This window comes from Streptomyces aureus (assembly GCF_001418135.1).
Taxonomy (GTDB): Bacteria; Actinomycetota; Actinomycetes; order Streptomycetales; family Streptomycetaceae; genus Streptomyces; species Streptomyces aureus_A.
The window spans coordinates 1-15,903 of the sequence record NZ_LIPQ01000277.1; the positions used below are offsets into that span (position 1 = coordinate 1).

Here is a 15,903-nt window from a genome sequence, read left to right on the forward strand (position 1 = left end):
CGCCGTCTCCGCCCGTACGGGACAGTGCGCGGCACCTCGTGCGGAGGGGGGGAGCCGAGGCGTTCTCCGTACGGGACGCCGTCTCCGCCCGTACGGGACAGGGCGCCGCACCTCGTACGCTGGGCTCCTGGGGCCGCACCCCCATCCCCGTACGGACGAAGGAGAACCACCGTGCTCGTGCTGTTGCCGCCCTCCGAGGGCAAGGCCTCCTCGGGGCGCGGGGCGCCGCTCAAGCCGGAGTCGCTGTCCCTGCCGGGGCTCGCGGAGGCACGGGCGGCGGTCCTGGACGAGCTGGTCGAGCTGTGCGCGGCCGACGAGGAGAAGGCGCGCGAGGTGCTGGGCCTGAGCGAGGGTCTGCGCGGCGAGGTCGCGAAGAACGTGGAGCTGCGGACGGCGGGCGCGCGGCCTGCCGGGGAGATCTACACGGGCGTGCTGTACGACGCGCTGGGTCTGGCGACTCTGGACGCGGCGGCCCGGCGGCGGGCGGGGCGGTCCCTGCTGGTCTTCTCCGGGCTGTGGGGCGCGGTGCGGGTGACCGACAGGATCCCGTCGTACCGCTGCTCGATGGGGGTCAGGCTGCCGGGGCTCGGGGCGCTGGGCGGGCACTGGCGGGGGGCGATGGCCTCCGTGCTGCCCGAGGCGGCCGGGGACGGGCTCGTCCTGGACCTGCGCTCCTCGGCGTACGCGTCGGCGTGGAAGCCGAAGGGCGAGGTGGCGGCGCGGACGGCGACGGTGCGGGTGCTGCACGCGCCGACCCGGAAGGTGGTCAGCCACTTCAACAAGGCGACGAAGGGCCGGATCGTCCGGAGCCTGCTGGAGGCGGGGGCCGCTCCGCGCTCGCCGGAGGAGCTGGTGGTGGCGCTGCGGGACCTGGGGTACGTGGTGGAGGAGAGCGGGAAGCCGGGGGCGCTCGACGTGCTGGTGGACGAGATCCACTGACCCCACCGACCTGTTGCACCCTGCGCAACACTCGTTGCGCGTGACGCTCGTCGTGGGCAGGATGAGGCCCATGACGAGCGTGTTCGACCTTGCCCCGGAAGCCTCTCCCGTACCGGTCGTCCCGGTGGTCGTGATCGAGAACGCCGCCGACGCCGTGCCGCTGGCCCGGGCCCTGGTGGCCGGCGGGCTGCCGCTCGTCGAGGTCACCCTGCGCACGCCGGCCGCGCTCGACGCCGTCCGCGCCATCGCGGCCGAGGTGCCGGGCGCGGTCGTCGGCGCGGGGACCGTCGTCTCGGCGGCCGGGGTCGCGGACGCGGTCGGCGCCGGAGCGCGGTTCCTCGTCAGCCCCGGGTGGACGGAGCGGCTGCTCGGCGCGATGCGCGACTCGGGGCTGCCCTTCCTCCCCGGTGTGTCGACGACCTCGGAGGTCGTGGCGCTGCTCGAACAGGGCGTGGAGGACCTGAAGTTCTTCCCGGCCGAGGCGGCGGGCGGCGTCCCGTATCTGAAGTCCCTCGCGGGCCCGCTCCCCCAGGCCCGGTTCTGTCCGACGGGCGGCGTCTCGCTCGCCTCCGCCCCCGCCTACCTCTCCCTCCCCAACGTCGGCTGCGTCGGCGGTACGTGGATGCTGCCGCCCGACGCCCTCGCCGCCCGCGACTGGGCGCGGGTGGAGACGCTGGCTCGCGAGGCGGCGGCGCTGCGGGGGCCCGTCAGCGTGCGGTCCCGGTGAACTCCACGCCCAGGTGGTCGGTCACCGGGCGGTAGCCGAGCCGCTGGTAGAGGGCGTTGCTGGTGGGGTTGGAGAGGTCCGTGAAGAGCAGGACCTGAGGGGCGCCGGTGCCGGCCGCGATCCGGCTGATGGCCTCGGTGGCCCCCGCCGCGTATCCGTTGCCGCGCTCGGAGGGCGGGGTGTAGACGAGGTGGACGCGGGCCTGGCCCTCGATCGTGCGGGAGACGGCGGCCATCGAGACCGCGCGGCCGTCGGGCGTCTCCCAGAGGACGAGGCGGCCTTCGGAGATCCGCTCGGTCACGAAGCCGGTGTAGTCCTCGGCGGGCTCGTCGCCGATGGCCGCCGCGAACTCCCTCGTCCAGGCCGCGACGAGCGGGGTGTCGGCCTCGGTGGCCGTCCGGTGCCGGCCGGCCGGGGCGGGGTCCGGCGGGCTCAGCTCGACGAGCCGGAAGAGCCGCATCCGGACGACGGGCGTCCAGGGGCGGCCGGAGGCCTTCGCGTACGCCTCCACCGCGGCCGTCTCGCCGCGGACCTCCGTCGGCGCCTCCCCCGCGGGGAAGGCGAGTGCCAGCGCCGCCTCCTCCGTCGTCGCGCCGAGGTCGAGGGCCCCGGACGGGGAGACCGCGAGCACCCCCGTGACGCGGCCGTCGGGCTCGGCCCACCAGCCGAGCCGGCCGGCCCTGTCCATGAGGGTCAGCACGGCGGTGTTGCGCGCGGGCTCGGCGGCGAGGTGCGCGCCGGCCGCGGCACGAAAGGCGGCGGTGTCTTCGGTGAAGTGCCAGGTCATGACGGGATGGTGGTACGGGCCGGGGTTCCCGCGCCACCCCTTTGCGACGCCTCGGCGCCGCCTTTGCGGTGCCTCGCCACCCACGTCGCGGCACCCGCCGACCGCTTTGCGGCGTCCCGCCGCCTTCGCCCCCTACCGGAGGTGGGAGGTGTCGTTGAGGAGCCGTACGGACGCGTTGCCGTCGGCGTAGTAGGCGACCGCCGAGATCGAGGCGGCCGACAGCTCCATCCGGAACAGCGACTCCGGCGGGGCGCCGAGCGCGAGCCGGATCAGGGTCTTGATGGGCGTGACGTGGGTGACGAGGAGAACGGTCCGGCCCGCGTAGGCGGCGGTGAGCCGGTCCCGGGTCGCGGCGACGCGGCGGGCGACGGTCGCGAAGCTCTCGCCTCCGCCGGTGGGCGCGGCCTTCGGTGAGGCGAGCCAGGCGTCGAGGTCCTCGGGATGCCGCTCCCGCACCTCGCCGAACGTCAGCCCCTCCCAGGCGCCGAAGTCGGTCTCGCGCAGCCCCTGCTCGACGCGGACGTCGAGCCCGAGGCGGCCGGCGACGGCCGCCGCGGTCTGCCGGCAACGGGTGAGCGGCGAGCAGACGATCTCCTGGATGGTCCCGCGTGCGGCGAGGGCCTCCGCGACGGCCTCGGCCTGCCGGAGGCCGGCCGCCGAGAGCTCGGGGTCGGTCCCCCCGCTGCCGGAGAACCGCTTCTCGGGGGTGAGCGCGGTCTCGCCGTGCCGGAGGAGCACGAAGGTGGCGGGCGGGCTCATGTCGGGGCCGGCGGACCAGCCTTGACCGGGAGCGGCCGTGGTGGCGGAGGCCGACCGCACGGCCGGAGCGGGTACGGGTGCGGATCCGGCGGGGGCGGGCGCGGCCCCGGCCGGCGCGGGTGCGGGCGCGGGTGCTGCGGCGCTCCCGGCGTCCTCGGGCCCGGTGGTCTCAGGCCCCGCGGTCTGGCGCCTCGCGGTCTCAGGCCCCGCGGCCTCGGGCCCGGCGACCTCGGTCGCTCCCGCCGCCTCCGGCGCGTGGGTGCGCGCGGCGTGGCCGGTCGGGGCCAGGGCGCCCGCCTGCGCCTCGAAGTCTCCCGAGGCCGGGGCCGCGAGGGCCTCCTCGGCGGCGAACAGGCCGTCGTCCTGGGCCGTCGGGTGCGCGACGGTGCCGGGCCAGGCGCCCGAGCCCGTGCCGGTACGGCCCGGGCCGAGGTCACCGGCCGTCCCAGCACCCGCCGCCAGGGCTGCGCGGGCACGCGCAGCGCCCGCCGTCGCGTCGCCGGGCGGGCCCGACGGTGCCGGGGGGAGGGTCGCGGCGTTGCGGGCGGCCGCGGTGTCCAGGGCGGCCGTCGAGCCGGACGGCTCCCACTGGCGGCCGCGCTTGCCCGCGTCCATCGCCTCGTTCGCGAGCCGGTCCGCGTGCTTGTTGCGTTCGCGCGGGATCCACTCGTAGCGGACCCGGCCCGCCGGGAAGACCCGGCCCGCCTCGGCCGCGAGCGGCTTCATGTCCGGGTGCTTGATCTTCCAGCGGCCGGACATCTGCTCGACGACCAGCTTGGAGTCCATCCGGACGTGGACGGTGGCGTCGGGGAACAGTGACCGCGCCGCCTTCAGGCCGGCCACCAGGCCCTTGTACTCGGCGACGTTGTTCGTCGCCACGCCGATGTACTCGGCCGCCTCCGCGAGCGTCTCGCCCGTCACCGGATCCAGGACCACGGCGCCGTACCCGGCGGGCCCCGGGTTGCCCCGGGAACCGCCGTCCGCCTCGACGATCACCTCACGCGAGGACGACGACGTCATTACAGGCCGGACTCCGACGTGCGGACGAGGATCCGGCGGCAGTTCTCGCAGCGCAGGACCTCGTCCTTGGCGGCGGCCCGGACCTCGTTGACCTCGGTGATGTTGAGCTCGATGTGGCAGCCCTCGCACTTGCGCTGGTACAGCCGGGCCGCGCCGACGCCGCCCTGCTGGACGCGCAGCTTCTCGTACAGCTTCAGGAGGTCCGCCGGGACGGTGCCCGCGACGAGCTCGCGCTCCTTCTCCACGGACGCCTCCTCGGCGGCGAGCTCGCCCTCGGCGGCGTCGCGGCGGGCGGTCGCGTCGTCCGTCTTGGCCTGGACGGCGGAGACCCGCTCGGTCAGCTCGGCGAGGCGCTCCTGCACGGACTCGCGGCGCTCCATGACTTCAAGGACGATCTCCTCCAGGTCGCCCTGGCGCTTGGCGAGCGAGACGATCTCGCGCTGGAGGTTCTCCAGGTCCTTCGGGGAGGACACGGCGCCCGAGTCGAGGCGCTGCTGGTCGCGCGTGGCCCGCTGGCGGACCTGGTCGACGTCCTGCTCGGCCTTGGTCTGCTCACGGCCGCAGTCGCTCTCCTCGGTCTGCGCGGCGACGAGCAGGTCACGCAGCTGGGTGAGGTCCTTGGTCAGCGACTCGATCTCGGCGTGCTCGGGCAGCGACCGGCGCTTGTGCGCGAGCTGCTGGAGGCGGACGTCGAGGGCCTGGACGTCGAGGAGGCGGATCTGGTCGGCGGGCGCGGCGTTCAGTTGGGGGCTCCAGGGGAGGTGTGGTGGGAGGACCAGGGGTCGGTGACCGTCTTCGAGACGTGGACGCGGAGGCCCCAGACGTGACGGTCGGAAATCTCGTCGAGCTGGGCGGCCGCCTGCTCGCACCAGGGCCATTCGGTGGCCCAGTGGGCGGCGTCGACCAGCCCCAGAGGCGACTGCTGGGTCGCCTCGGAGACGGGGTGGTGGCGCAGGTCCGCGGTGAGGAAGGCGTCCACGCCGGCGGCTCGTACGGCGTCGAAGAGGCTGTCTCCGGAGCCGCCGCTGACGGCGACGCGGCGCACGGTCATGCCGGGGTCGCCCGCGACCCGGATGCCCTGCGCGGTGGCGGGCAGCCGCTTCGCCGCGCGGGCGGCGAACTCGGCGAGGGTCTCGGGGTGGTCGAGCTCGCAGATCCGGCCGAGGTTGTTCTCGGGCACGAGGGGGCCGGTGACCCGGAGGTCGAGCGCGCCTGCGAGGGCGTCGGAGACGCCGGGGTCCGCGGTGTCGGCGTTGGTGTGCGCGACGTGGAGGGCGATGTCGTGCTTGATGAGGCGGTGCACGACGCGGCCCTTGAAGTGGCCGGCCGCGACGGTCGTCGTCCCGCGCAGGTAGAGCGGGTGGTGGGTGACGATCAGGTCGGCGCCGAGCGCGATCGCCTCGTCGGCGATCTCCTCCACCGGGTCGACGGCGAAGAGCACACGGGTGACCTCGGCGTCGGGGTCACCGCAGACGGTGCCGACGGCGTCCCACGACTCGGCCCGCTCTGGTGGCCAGAGGGCGTCGAGCGCGGCGATGACTTCAGACAGGCGGGGCACGAGGAAAGGCTACCTGGCTCGCCTTCTCGGCTGGTACCGCCGCCGTCGCGGTGCCGACGGCGGGCGGCCTCCGGGCCGCCGGGTGCCGACGGCGGGCGGCCCCGGCGCCGTCGCCGGCGTCGGGGGCCGCTCGTTCACCGTCTGCTCGACGAGGTGGCCGCGCTACTTGACGAGGTAGCCGCGGAGGTCGTCGAGGACCGTGTTCGCGGCGGTGACGCCGAGGCCCAGGTACCAGGTCTCGTCCGGGACGTCCTTGGCCTGGCCGGCCTTGACGGCCTTGAGGTTCTTCCAGAGCGGGTTGGCCTGGGCGGTGTCCTTCTTGGTGGCCTTGGCCTCGCCGTAGACGCCGGTGAAGATCCAGTCGCCGTCGGCCTCGTCGATCTTCTCGGGGCTGATCTCGGCCGCGAGTTCGTTGATCTGCTGATTCTTGGGCCGCGGCAGGCCGGTGTCCTCGAGGATGGTGCCGATGAACGACGCCTTCGCGTACAGGCGGATCTTGCCGGGGAGGTAGCGGACCATCGAGACGGTCGGCTTGTCCGGGCCGATCTCCGCGCCGAGCCGCTTCGCCTTGGTCTCGTAGGCGGCGAGCTTCTCCTTGGCCTCGGCGGTCCTGTCGAGCGCGGCGGCGTTGAGGAGGTAGTTCTCCTTCCAGGTGAAGCCCGGGCGGATGGAGAACACGGTCGGCGCGATCTTCGACAGCTCGTCGTACTTGTCCGCGGCGCGCAGCTGGCTGCCGAGGATCAGATCGGGCTGAAGGTTGGCGATGGCTTCGAGGTTGAGGTTGTTGATCGTGCCGACGGACTTCGGGGTGCCGGCGTCCTTCTGGAGGTAGGCCGGGATGCCGTCGTCGCCTTCGGCGGGGGCGTAGCCGACGGGCTTGATGCCGAGGGACACGACGTTGTCGAACTCGCCGACGTCGAGGACGACGACCCGCTTCGGGGCGGCCGGCAGCTCGGTCTTGCCGAGGGCGTGCGTCAGGGTCCGCGGGAACTGGCCCGCCTTGGCGTCCGTGCCCATGGCCGCGGTCTTCGCGGCGGCGTCGCCGAAGTCCTTGCCGCCGGTGGCGACGTCCTTCTTCTTGCCCGTGTCGTCCTTCTTGGAGGCGTCGGATCCTCCGTCGCCTCCTCCGCAGGCCGCGAGCGAGAGCGCGGCGGCGAGGGCGACGACGGCGGCGGTGCCGCGGCGGCGGAGGGACATGAGAAGGCTCCTGTACGTGTCCTGGCGGGGAGACGGGCGCGACCGGCGGGAGGCGTGGGGGCTCCGTCCGGGGCGACCGGCCGGAGCCGCTGGTTCCGTCCGGGGCGCGCCCGGCCGGAGCCACAGCCTCCGTTTAGGTTCGCCTTACCTTACTCATCACGGGCAACTCCAGCACAGGCGCCCCCCACCCCTCAGCAGAACCGCCGCACAGCCACCCTTATGTGTGAAGTGACCCTGCTCGTGTTGTTCGGCTGGAAGTGCGAAAACTAGCTTCGTGGCCGGAGGTGACGAGTCGATGACAGCGTGTGCCATCGAGACCACGGCCGAGGACGACGACCGCGGCGGGGAGCACCCCGGCCGCGGCGCCCGGCCGACGGAGTTCACTACGGGTCTCACGATCACGGCGAACGGCGCGTACGCGGCCAGGCTCGCGGGCGACGGGGACGCCCTGTACGTGGAGCGGTGGACGCTCGACGGCCCGGAGCCGTACGCCGTCCCGCTCCCCCTCGACCAGCCGGAGGAGCCCGGCACCCAGCTGCTGCCCCTGGCCGACGGCCGGGTCCTGGTCGCCCGCCGGGTGGACGGGCGGCGGAACACGTTCTCGCTGCTCTACCCCACGGGACCGGCCACCGGGGAGCTCCGGCTCGGCGCCGTGGAGGCCCCGGGCTCCGAGCACCTGGTGCTGCTGCCGCCCTCGCCGGACGGCATCTGCGCGTACGCCATGTGCGTCGGCCCCGACACGACCACGCTCTGGCTGGTCGCGGGCGGGGCCTTCGGCCCCGAGCAGGTCGCGGAGGTCAGGGGCCGGTGCGCGGGCGGGGTCTGGCTCGACCGTACGGGCCGGATACTCGCGCTCGACCGGCGGCTCGACGACGGGCCGGTGAAGGCGGTCGCCGTCGACCTGGAGCGGGGCGGGGAGGTGACGCCGCTGCTGCAGATCACGGAGGAGAGCAATGACCGGCTGCTCCTCGCGGACCCGGACAGCGGGCTGCTCCTGATCCGTTCCGACGCGCCGTCACCGGGGCACGACCGGCTCGGCTGGGGCGTGCTCGGCAGCCTGCTGCCGGTGCGCTTCCCTGAGTGCCTGCGGCTCGACGACGCGGCGGTGACGCCGTTCGCCGTCCAGCCGGGGCAGGTCCTGATGCCCGAGACCTGCGCGGTCGCGCTGCGGATCGACGCGGCGGGCGGCAGCTGGGTGGGGACGTGGCAGCCCATGGCCCGCCGGATGGGCCAACTGGCCGCACCCGTGGGGTGGCTGGCCGGGGCGGGCCTGTGGACGGCCGGGGGCGTGCTCCGGCTGCCGTACGCGACGGCCGGGGCGCCCTGCGGTCTCGCGGACGTGGAGGCGCCGCCGGAGCCGGAACCCGAGGCGGTCGCGACGGGGTCCCCGGCGGGCGCGGACGCGGCCACCGGGGAGCCCCGGGTGTGCCGTCCCGTGCCGTTGCAGCAGGCTCCTCTCACGGACGGGAAACCCGCTGGCTAGACTCTCGGGCTGCACAGCACGACCGATGTCAACGGGGTGAGTTCGACCATGTCGGAAAACAGCACGACCGGGCAGGAGCCGAACGGCTCCGGCAAGCACCGCGGGGACGCCGCGCCGATGGAGGACTCCGCGTCCTCCCCGCACGGCCGCCACCGCCGTGAGCCCGTCTCGCAGTAACGCGAAGGACCAGGTCGGGCGAAGGGCCCCGGGTCACCCCGGGGCCCTTCGTCCTCCCCACCGTCCCCCGGCCGAGCCGCACCCCGGCCGGTGGTCACCCCCGGCCTCAGCCCTTCTTCAGGCCGAGGACCTCCGACGCCGCGAAGGTCTCGCCCGCCGGGCGGGACGCGTAGTGCGGGGTCAGGAGGCCGTCCAGCTCCTCGTACGTGAACGCCTCCTTGGCCGTGTCGAACTTGGCCGCCACCCGCGGCCGGTCCACGATCGCGACCATCCCGCCGTGCACGACGAGCAGCTGGCCGTTGACCCCGGCCGCCGCCGGGGAGGCGAGGTAGCCGACGAGCGGCGCCACGTGTTCCGGGGACAGCGGGTCGAGGTCCCCCTCGGCCGTCGGCTCGGCGAAGCCCGCGAAGACGTCCTCCGTCATCCGGGTGCGCGCCCGGGGACAGATGGCGTTCGCCGTCACCCCGTACCGGGCGAGCGCGAGCGCCGTCGACGTCGTCAGGCCCACGATCCCTCCCTTGGCGGCCGCGTAGTTCGGCTGGCCGGCCGAGCCGGCGAGGAAGGCCTCGGAGGAGGTGTTGACGATCCGGCCGTACACGCCGGTCTCCCCCGCCTTGGCCCGGGTCCTCCAGTGCACCGCCGCGAAGTGCGTGGTGTTGAAGTGGCCTTTGAGGTGGACCCGTATGACCGAGTCCCACTCCTCCTCGCTCATCGAGAAGACCATCCGGTCGCGCAGGATGCCCGCGTTGTTGACCAGGACGTCCAGCTTGCCGAACTCGGTCACGGCCAGGTCGGTCAGGGCCCGCGCCGTCTCGAAGTCGGCGATGTCCCCGAGGTGCGCGACCGCCCTGCCGCCCGTCGCGCGGATCTCCGCGGCGACCTCCTCGGCGGGTGCGGCGGAGGCCGCGCCCGAGCCGTCGCGGCCCGGCTGCCCGTAGTCGTTGACGACGACGGCCGCGCCGAGCCGGGCCAGTTCCAGGGCCTCGGCGCGACCGAGCCCCCGGCCGGCGCCGGTGACGATCGCGCTCAGTCCCTCAAGAGGGAGTGACATGTGTCGCGGTCCTCTCAGATCTCGATGCGGGTACGGATCAGATCTCGACGCAGGTACGGAGCGCGGCGCCCGTCCGCATCTGCTCCAGGGCCTCGTTGATGCCCGCGAGCGGTACGCGGTGGGTGATGAGCGACTCCAGGTCGATGCGGCCGGCCCGCCAGAGCGCGATGGCCCGCTCGTAGGAGCGGAGCACGTCGCCGCCGCCGTACATGGAGGGCAGGATCCGCTTCTCGTCGAAGAACAGCTCGAACATGTTGAGCTGGAGGTTGTCGTCCATCGCGCCCGCGCCGACGACGCAGAGGGTGCCGCCGCGCCGGGTGTTCTCGTACGCGGTGCGGGCGGTGGCGGACTTGCCGACGACCTCGAAGACGTAGTCGAAGCCCTCGCCCGCGGTGATCCGCTGCTTGGCGTCGGCGAGCGCGTCCGGGGCGACCGCCTCGGTGGCGCCGAAGCGCAGCGCGGCCTCGCGGCGCGACTCGACGGGGTCGACGGCGACGATCTGGGCGGCACCCTGGAGCCTGGCGCCCTGGATCGCGGAGATGCCGACGCCTCCGCAGCCGATGACGGCGACCGACGAACCGGCCTCCACCTTGGCCGTGTTGATGGCGGCGCCGAGGCCGGTGGTGACGCCGCAGCCGATGAGGGCGGCGATGTCGAAGGGCACGTCGTCGGGGATCGGGACGGCGCAGCCCGCGTCGACGACGACCTCCTCGGTGAAGGTGCCGGTGCCGGCGAAGCCGAAGACGTCACCGCCGGGGCGCTTGAAGTTGGGCGTGCCGGCGTTCATGAACCCTGCCAGGCAGAGCTGGGTCTGGCCGCGCTTGCAGGCGGGACAGCTGCCGCAGGCGGGCAGCCAGCAGAGCAGCACCCGCTGGCCCTGGGTCAGCCCGGTGACGCCGTCGCCGACGTCGAGGATCTCGCCGGCGCCCTCGTGGCCGGGGATGAAGGGGGCGGGCTGCGGGAGGACGCCGCTCATCGCGGAGACGTCGGAGTGGCAGAGACCGGTGGCCCGGACCCGGATCCTCACCTTGCCGGGGCCGAAGCCCACCGCCTCGGCGTCGTCGACGACTTCGAGCTTGTCCTGGCCGATCTCGTGCAGTACGGCTGCGCGCATGGTGCGGCTCCCTCCGGTAGGGCTCTACGAGTGCCGGGGACGGATCTACGAGTGTTCGACGAGGGTGTCGGCGAGCACGGGCGCGTCGTCGCGCTCCACCGCCGTCACGGTCACCTGGACGCGGCCCTCGTCGGCCCACATCCGGATGCGCAGGGTCTCGCCGGGGAAGACGATCCCGGCGAATCGGGTGCGGTACGAGCGGACCCGGGTGACGTCACCGCCGAGCACCGCGTCCACGACCGCCTTGAGGGTCATGCCGTACGTGCAGAGTCCGTGCAGGATCGGCCGCTCGAAGCCGGCGAGCTTCGCGAACTCGGGGTCGGCGTGGAGGGGGTTCCAGTCGCCGGAGAGCCGGTAGAGGAGCGCCTGCTCCTCGCGTACGGGCCGCTCGACGGTCCTGTCGGGCTCGCGGTCGGGGAGCACGAGCCGCTCGGAGGGGCCGCGGTCGCCGCCCCAGCCGCCCTCCCCGCGGACGAAGATCTGGGCGTCGCTGGTCCAGAGCGGGCCGTCGGCGTCGGAGGCCTCGGAGCGCAGGACGAGGACGGCGGCCTTGCCCTTGTCGTACACGGCGGCGACGCGGGAGGTGGAGACGGCGCGGCCGGCGACGGGGACGGGGCGGTGGAGGGTGACCGTCTGGCCGCCGTGCAGGACGGCGGCGAGGTCGATGTCGATGCCGGGGGCGGAGAGCCCGCCGACGACGCCCATGCCGGCGCCCGCGACGGTCGCGAAGCTGGGCAGGACGTGGAGCCTGGATTCGAGGGTGTACCGGAGCTCGTCGGGGTCGGTCGCCGGGATTCCGGCGCCGAGGCCCAGGTGGTAGAGCTGGACGTCCTTGTGGTCCCAGGAGATCTCGGCGCTGCGGGGTTCGGCGGCGACGGCCTTGGCGGGGTCGATGGGCATCGGGCTGCTGCTCCTCGTGGCGGTGAAGACCTCGGCGCGGCCGTCCGCACCGTCGGCCGCACCGAGGCCGTGCGGGGACCGTCCCGTACGCGGCCGTTCTAGAACGCGTTCTAGGTCGGTGATCCCCATGTATAGCCGAGGCGGGGGGAGTTGGGAACCCTCTCGGCAGGCGTCATCTGACGGTACGTCAGGAGCGGCCCCGGTGGATTTGTCACGCTCTCCGGAGGCCAGGAGCAACGACCGACGACGGCCGGGGCCCGGTCGCCCGCACACCGGCCGTCACCGGCGCCCCGGGCAGCGGTCTGCGGGGCCTGCGCGAGCGGGTCGTGGCGGCAGGCGACGCTCTTGAGTCGGGACCGGCTCCGCGGGGCGGGTTCCGGGTCACCGGGGAAACCCCCGGCCCGCACGAGGGGGAGTCGGCGACATGATCCGACCGCCTTGGGCGGCGGACACGTCATCGCCGCGGAATTCCGGGTTCGAGCGCGTCATCCGAAAGGACTCACTACTCGGCGGCCGCCTCATCCGGGTTACCGATCTGGCCCTCGCACTGCTCCAGATTCAATACCTGCGCCTGTTCGTGGAGGGCGGCGATTGCAGACGTTTCCTGTTCAATGTACCCCTCATGAATTTCGTCGCCGTCATAGATGGCTACCGCATAGCTCCCGTACGCATCACTGAAGGCAGCACCCGCGGCGTGAAGCTTGTCTATCTGTTCCCGCCGCTCGTCGGGCTGCTCCAGCGCACGCCAGCTCCCCACGAGGTGCCGTATGGATACGGAGACGTCCTCATGCGCATCCCCCGCGACGTCCCGGTCCGCCTGCGTGGGGCTGGGGAGTTCCATCAAAGCACCGTAGAGATCGTCTGCATATCGCATGCTCTGGACGACTTGCGGGAACTCCTGCTCGCAGATCGAGTCGGCTTTGGATCGCCATTCATTGAAGCTGGGACCCTCACCCTTGCACTGCGTCAGGAAGAACGCCAGGATCCCGAGAGCGGCCGACGCTATGCCCACCCACCAGCCGATGTGACTCCGCAACCTGCTCCCCCGCGATTGCGTCGCAGGCTCACCGCTCATGGCTACTCCTCGGCAAGTACCACATTTCCAGTGTCCCCCCGCACAGATGTCGGTGCGCGCTGAGGAGTTACGTTCCTCTTCAACTGTCCGGGGCCGGAGGGGGCTTCCTCGTGTCCGTGGCCGACGGACGCGCCCCGGCACGCCGTCCGTCCTACGCTTCTCCTCGTGACCGAGATGCCGCAGGACCACCGGCCCGTAAAGTCCGTAAGAGTTCTCCTCGCCGAGGACCAGGGGATGCGCGGGGCGCTGGCCCTGCTGCTCGGGATGGAGCACGACATGGAGGTCGTCGCGCAGGTCGGGCGGGGCGACGAGATCGTGGACGCGGCGCTGCTCGCCCGGCCCGACGTGGCGCTGCTCGACATCGAACTGCCAGGCCGCTCGGGTCTGGACGCGGCGGCGGACCTGCGCACGGAGGCCCCGGACTGCCGGGTCCTGATCCTCGCGACCTCCGGCCGCCCCGGGTATCTCCGCCGTGCGACGGAGGCGGGCGCCGCGGGCTTCCTGGTGAAGGACGGCCCCGTGGAGGAGCTGGCCGAGGCGATCCGTCAGGTCCTGCGGGGTGAGACGGTGATCGACCCGGCCCTCGCGGCCGCGGCGCTCGGTGCGGGGGCCGACCCGCTGACGGCCCGCGAACGGGACGCCCTGGCGGCCGCGGTGGACGGTGCGACGATCGCGGACATCGCGGCGACCCTGCACCTCCCGGAGTCGACGGTCCGCGACCACCTGTCGTCGGCGATCGGCAAGACGGGCACACGCGACCGCATGGAGGCGGTCAGGGCGGCCCGCCGGCAGGGGTGGCTCTAGGTCCCGGCGTCTACAGCCCCGCGATCGCCGCCGCCCGCTGGGCCTCGAAGTTCCGCACGTACGCGTCGAAGACCGTCGCGTCCTCGTACTTGAGCAGCGTCTCGTCGTTGTACCTGAGCGCCGTCGTCGTGTAGGTGTGGCTGCCCGTGAAGACGATCTTCTTGTCCACGCCCCCGTAGTACGTGCCCTCGACCAGCAGGTACTTGGTGTGGGAGTCGGAGCCGCCGCGCTTGTCGTTGTCGAGCTGGTGCAGGGTGATGCGGCCCTTGCCCGTCACCGGCCTGGTCAGCCAGTTGGCCACCTGCCCCATGGGCTTGTCGTCGGCCGTCCAGTTGTCGAGCGACCGGTAGACGATCTCGATCTCGCACCCGGCGTTGGCGAGCTCCCACAGCTTCCTGGCCACCTCGGTGCGGGTGATGTGGCCCTGGGCGATGCGGATCCTCGTACGGCCGTCCGGGGTGCCGTAGCCCGGCGAGTTGCCCGTGCAGGAGTCCGGGGTGCCGACCGGTGCCACCGTCCCGAGGATGTTGACGACCGTGTCCGTGCCGGACCGCGGGAAGAAGTAGACCTTCGCCTTGCCCGCCTGGGTGTCGTGCGCGTAGTCCGCGACCTGAGGCGTCTGCCCGACGGCGGCCGCCGCCTGGTCGTCGAAGTACCGGGTGTACGCGGCGGACAGTTCCGCGTTGCCGACGACCGTCAGGGCGTCGTTCCACCAGTCGTCGGTGTCCTGGCTCGTGAGGTTCCCGGAGCCCTGCACGACCACGTCGTCGACCGCGATGTCGCCCTTGCCCTTGGTACGGGAGAACAGGAAGAACTTGTTGTGGTTGACGTTGTCGTACGTGCCGTTCGGGTCCGCCGCCGTGGTGCCCGGGTCCAGCGCCAGGCAGGCCTCCTCCGGCTTGCAGGTCCGCACCCAGGAGTCGGGGCTGCCCGCCGGGTCCGCCAGCCGGGTCTTCAGGGTTTCGAGCCCGGTGGACCTGCTGTCGGCGTCGACGACGACCTGGACGGCGACGCCCCTCTTGTGGGCGTCGCCCAGCTTGTTGGCCAGGTACACGGAGTGGAACAGGTACAGCGAGATCCGGACGGACGACCCCGCCTCCGCGCCGTCGACGAGGCCTGCCAGGTGGGAGAGGATCCGCCCCCTGGCGGAGGGATCGGTGCTGTTCGGGTCGTTGAACACGGCGCCGGTGGTCACGGCCAGGACCGGTTCCGCCGAGGCCGACGGCGCGACGAGGAGGGATCCACCGACGGCCAGCGCGGTCACAACGGTTCTGAGCTTGTTCTTGATCGATATCACCCGGGCATTGTCACCCGCGGCCGGCCACCGTCTTCGCCGGCCTCGGGAGCCACAGGAGCATCAGCGCCGCCGCCCCGATCAGAACGCCCGTCGCCACCCGGAAGGCCATCGCGTACCCCGGGACCAGGGACGACGGGTCCGGCGCCCCCGAGGTGACGGCGGGGGTGGCCGCCGCGGCGATCGTCGAGAGGACCGCGAGGCCCAGCGCGCCGCCCATCGTGCGGGAGGTGTTGACCAGGCCCGAGACGAGGCCCGCGTCGGACGGGGCGGCGCTGGAGGTGGCGAGGGCGGCCAGCGGGGTGGTGGCCAGACCGAGGCCGGCCATCATCAGGATGCCGGGGCCCAGGATCGTCCCGAGGAAGGTGCCGTCGGCCGTGAGCGTCGACTGCCAGGCGAAGCCCGCCGCCCCGACGAGGGCGCCGATGACGGCCAGGTTCCGGGCGCCGACCGCCGGCATCAGGTGGGGGGCCAGCTTGGAGCCCAGGACGACGCTGAGGGAGCTGGGCACCAGGGCGAGACCGGCCTGGAGCGGGGTGTAGGCGAGGACGCTCTGCGCGTAAGTGGTCATGAAGAACCACATGCCGAAGGAGCTGGAACCGCACAGCAGGATCGCCACGTTGGCCGCCGACACCGCGCGCGTACGGAAGATGCTCAGCCGCATCAGCGGCTCCGCCGTGCGGGCCTCCACCACCACGAAGACGCCCAGGAGCGCCAGACCGCCGAGGAGCGTGAGCAGGGTCGCCGGGGCAGTCCAGCCCGCCTCCTCGGTCTGGACGATGCCGTACGCGAGGGTGGCGAGCCCCGCGGTGACGAGGACCGCGCCGGGCAGGTCGAGGCGGCGGCCGGCGCCGGTGCGGGACTCGCGGAGCCAGAGCATCGCGCCCGCGAGGACGAGGACGCCGACGGGGACGTTGATGAGCAGGACCCACCGCCAGGACAGCAGGTCGACGAGGACGCCGCCGACGAAGCCGCCCGCCGCGCCGCCGGCCGCGCCGACCGCCGTCCAGGTGCCGAT

16 protein-coding genes are annotated in these 15,903 nt (G+C 73.3%); 5 read left to right on the forward strand and 11 right to left on the reverse strand.

The features are described from left to right. The first annotated feature begins 171 nt into the window (after window positions 1-171). Window positions 172-939: a peroxide stress protein YaaA gene (yaaA, locus tag AOK00_RS22780; protein WP_055602156.1), complete on the forward strand. Its 768-nt coding sequence runs from the start codon at window positions 172-174 to the stop codon at window positions 937-939. Between the two features lie 70 nt (window positions 940-1,009). Then, window positions 1,010-1,666 carry a bifunctional 4-hydroxy-2-oxoglutarate aldolase/2-dehydro-3-deoxy-phosphogluconate aldolase gene (gene eda / locus AOK00_RS22785; protein WP_055602157.1) on the forward strand — a complete coding sequence of 219 codons (657 nt, stop codon included), beginning with the start codon at window positions 1,010-1,012 and terminating at the stop codon, window positions 1,664-1,666. Here the strand turns inward: eda and AOK00_RS22790 are convergent. The 5 genes from AOK00_RS22790 to AOK00_RS22810 all read right to left on the reverse strand — a co-directional run bounded on the left by AOK00_RS22790 (window position 1,647) and on the right by AOK00_RS22810 (window position 6,987). Beyond that, window positions 1,647-2,453: a GNAT family N-acetyltransferase gene (locus AOK00_RS22790; protein WP_055602158.1), complete on the reverse strand. Its 807-nt coding sequence runs from the start codon at window positions 2,451-2,453 to the stop codon at window positions 1,647-1,649. The two genes, eda and AOK00_RS22790, sit on opposite strands and share 20 nt — an antisense overlap. Before the next feature lie 132 nt (window positions 2,454-2,585). Further along, window positions 2,586-4,232: a bifunctional RNase H/acid phosphatase gene (locus AOK00_RS22795; protein WP_055602159.1), complete on the reverse strand. Its 1,647-nt coding sequence runs from the start codon at window positions 4,230-4,232 to the stop codon at window positions 2,586-2,588. After that, window positions 4,232-4,975, reverse strand: coding sequence for a zinc ribbon domain-containing protein (locus tag AOK00_RS22800; protein WP_216822262.1), 744 nt, complete (start codon window positions 4,973-4,975; stop codon window positions 4,232-4,234). The genes AOK00_RS22795 and AOK00_RS22800 overlap by 1 nt, the downstream gene beginning before the upstream one ends. Then, window positions 4,972-5,790, reverse strand: coding sequence for a Nif3-like dinuclear metal center hexameric protein (locus AOK00_RS22805; protein ID WP_055602160.1), 819 nt, complete (start codon window positions 5,788-5,790; stop codon window positions 4,972-4,974). Before AOK00_RS22805 ends, AOK00_RS22800 begins: the two co-directional genes overlap by 4 nt. A 162-nt stretch (window positions 5,791-5,952) precedes the next feature. Beyond that, entirely contained in the window at window positions 5,953-6,987 is a 1,035-nt protein-coding gene (locus AOK00_RS22810) for an ABC transporter substrate-binding protein (protein ID WP_055602161.1), read from the reverse strand. A 295-nt stretch (window positions 6,988-7,282) separates the two neighbouring features. Between AOK00_RS22810 and AOK00_RS22815 the strand changes: the two genes are divergently transcribed. Further along, window positions 7,283-8,470, forward strand: coding sequence for a hypothetical protein (locus AOK00_RS22815; protein WP_173861617.1), 1,188 nt, complete (start codon window positions 7,283-7,285; stop codon window positions 8,468-8,470). 48 nt (window positions 8,471-8,518) lie between these two features. After that, the gene (locus AOK00_RS41200) at window positions 8,519-8,647 is read left to right on the forward strand and encodes a hypothetical protein (protein ID WP_301554222.1); all 129 of its coding nucleotides are present in this window, start codon (window positions 8,519-8,521) and stop codon (window positions 8,645-8,647) included. A gap of 106 nt (window positions 8,648-8,753) precedes the next feature. Here the strand turns inward: AOK00_RS41200 and AOK00_RS22820 are convergent, their stop codons facing one another. The 4 genes from AOK00_RS22820 to AOK00_RS22835 all read right to left on the reverse strand — a co-directional run bounded on the left by AOK00_RS22820 (window position 8,754) and on the right by AOK00_RS22835 (window position 12,787). After that, window positions 8,754-9,698 (reverse strand): 3-oxoacyl-ACP reductase, encoded by a 945-nt coding sequence (locus tag AOK00_RS22820; RefSeq protein WP_055602163.1) that lies wholly within the window; start codon window positions 9,696-9,698, stop codon window positions 8,754-8,756. A gap of 37 nt (window positions 9,699-9,735) precedes the next feature. Further along, window positions 9,736-10,812: a Zn-dependent alcohol dehydrogenase gene (locus tag AOK00_RS22825; protein WP_055602164.1), complete on the reverse strand. Its 1,077-nt coding sequence runs from the start codon at window positions 10,810-10,812 to the stop codon at window positions 9,736-9,738. Window positions 10,813-10,857: 45 nt separating this feature from the next. Then, complete coding sequence (locus AOK00_RS22830; protein ID WP_055602165.1) at window positions 10,858-11,712, reverse strand: MaoC/PaaZ C-terminal domain-containing protein; 855 nt, start codon at window positions 11,710-11,712, stop codon at window positions 10,858-10,860. A gap of 502 nt (window positions 11,713-12,214) precedes the next feature. After that, entirely contained in the window at window positions 12,215-12,787 is a 573-nt protein-coding gene (locus AOK00_RS22835) for a hypothetical protein (protein ID WP_055602166.1), read from the reverse strand. 174 nt (window positions 12,788-12,961) lie between these two features. Between AOK00_RS22835 and AOK00_RS22840 the strand changes: the two genes are divergently transcribed. Beyond that, window positions 12,962-13,591: a response regulator transcription factor gene (locus AOK00_RS22840; RefSeq protein ID WP_055602167.1), complete on the forward strand. Its 630-nt coding sequence runs from the start codon at window positions 12,962-12,964 to the stop codon at window positions 13,589-13,591. A gap of 10 nt (window positions 13,592-13,601) precedes the next feature. Here AOK00_RS22840 and AOK00_RS22845 read toward each other — a convergent pair whose 3' ends face one another. Continuing rightward, complete coding sequence (locus AOK00_RS22845) at window positions 13,602-14,888, reverse strand: phospholipase D-like domain-containing protein (RefSeq protein WP_063886641.1); 1,287 nt, start codon at window positions 14,886-14,888, stop codon at window positions 13,602-13,604. 10 nt (window positions 14,889-14,898) lie between these two features. Continuing rightward, a partial coding sequence (locus AOK00_RS22850) for an MFS transporter (RefSeq protein WP_055602169.1) occupies window positions 14,899-15,903 on the reverse strand: 1,005 nt, incomplete at its 5' end.

Bases quoted from the DNA above. Each gene is read 5' to 3' on its own strand.
- eda (WP_055602157.1), top strand. From the start codon at position 1,010: ATGACGAGCGTGTTCGACCTTGCCCCGGAAGCCTCTCCCGTACCGGTC.
- AOK00_RS22810 (WP_055602161.1), bottom strand. From the start codon at position 6,987: ATGTCCCTCCGCCGCCGCGGCACCGCCGCCGTCGTCGCCCTCGCCGCC.
- AOK00_RS41200 (WP_301554222.1), top strand. From the start codon at position 8,519: ATGTCGGAAAACAGCACGACCGGGCAGGAGCCGAACGGCTCCGGCAAG.
- AOK00_RS22790 (WP_055602158.1), bottom strand. From the start codon at position 2,453: ATGACCTGGCACTTCACCGAAGACACCGCCGCCTTTCGTGCCGCGGCC.
- AOK00_RS22825 (WP_055602164.1), bottom strand. From the start codon at position 10,812: ATGCGCGCAGCCGTACTGCACGAGATCGGCCAGGACAAGCTCGAAGTC.
- AOK00_RS22815 (WP_173861617.1), top strand. From the start codon at position 7,283: ATGACAGCGTGTGCCATCGAGACCACGGCCGAGGACGACGACCGCGGC.
- AOK00_RS22835 (WP_055602166.1), bottom strand. From the start codon at position 12,787: ATGAGCGGTGAGCCTGCGACGCAATCGCGGGGGAGCAGGTTGCGGAGT.
- AOK00_RS22830 (WP_055602165.1), bottom strand. From the start codon at position 11,712: ATGCCCATCGACCCCGCCAAGGCCGTCGCCGCCGAACCCCGCAGCGCC.
- AOK00_RS22795 (WP_055602159.1), bottom strand. From the start codon at position 4,232: ATGACGTCGTCGTCCTCGCGTGAGGTGATCGTCGAGGCGGACGGCGGT.
- AOK00_RS22820 (WP_055602163.1), bottom strand. From the start codon at position 9,698: ATGTCACTCCCTCTTGAGGGACTGAGCGCGATCGTCACCGGCGCCGGC.
- AOK00_RS22840 (WP_055602167.1), top strand. From the start codon at position 12,962: ATGCCGCAGGACCACCGGCCCGTAAAGTCCGTAAGAGTTCTCCTCGCC.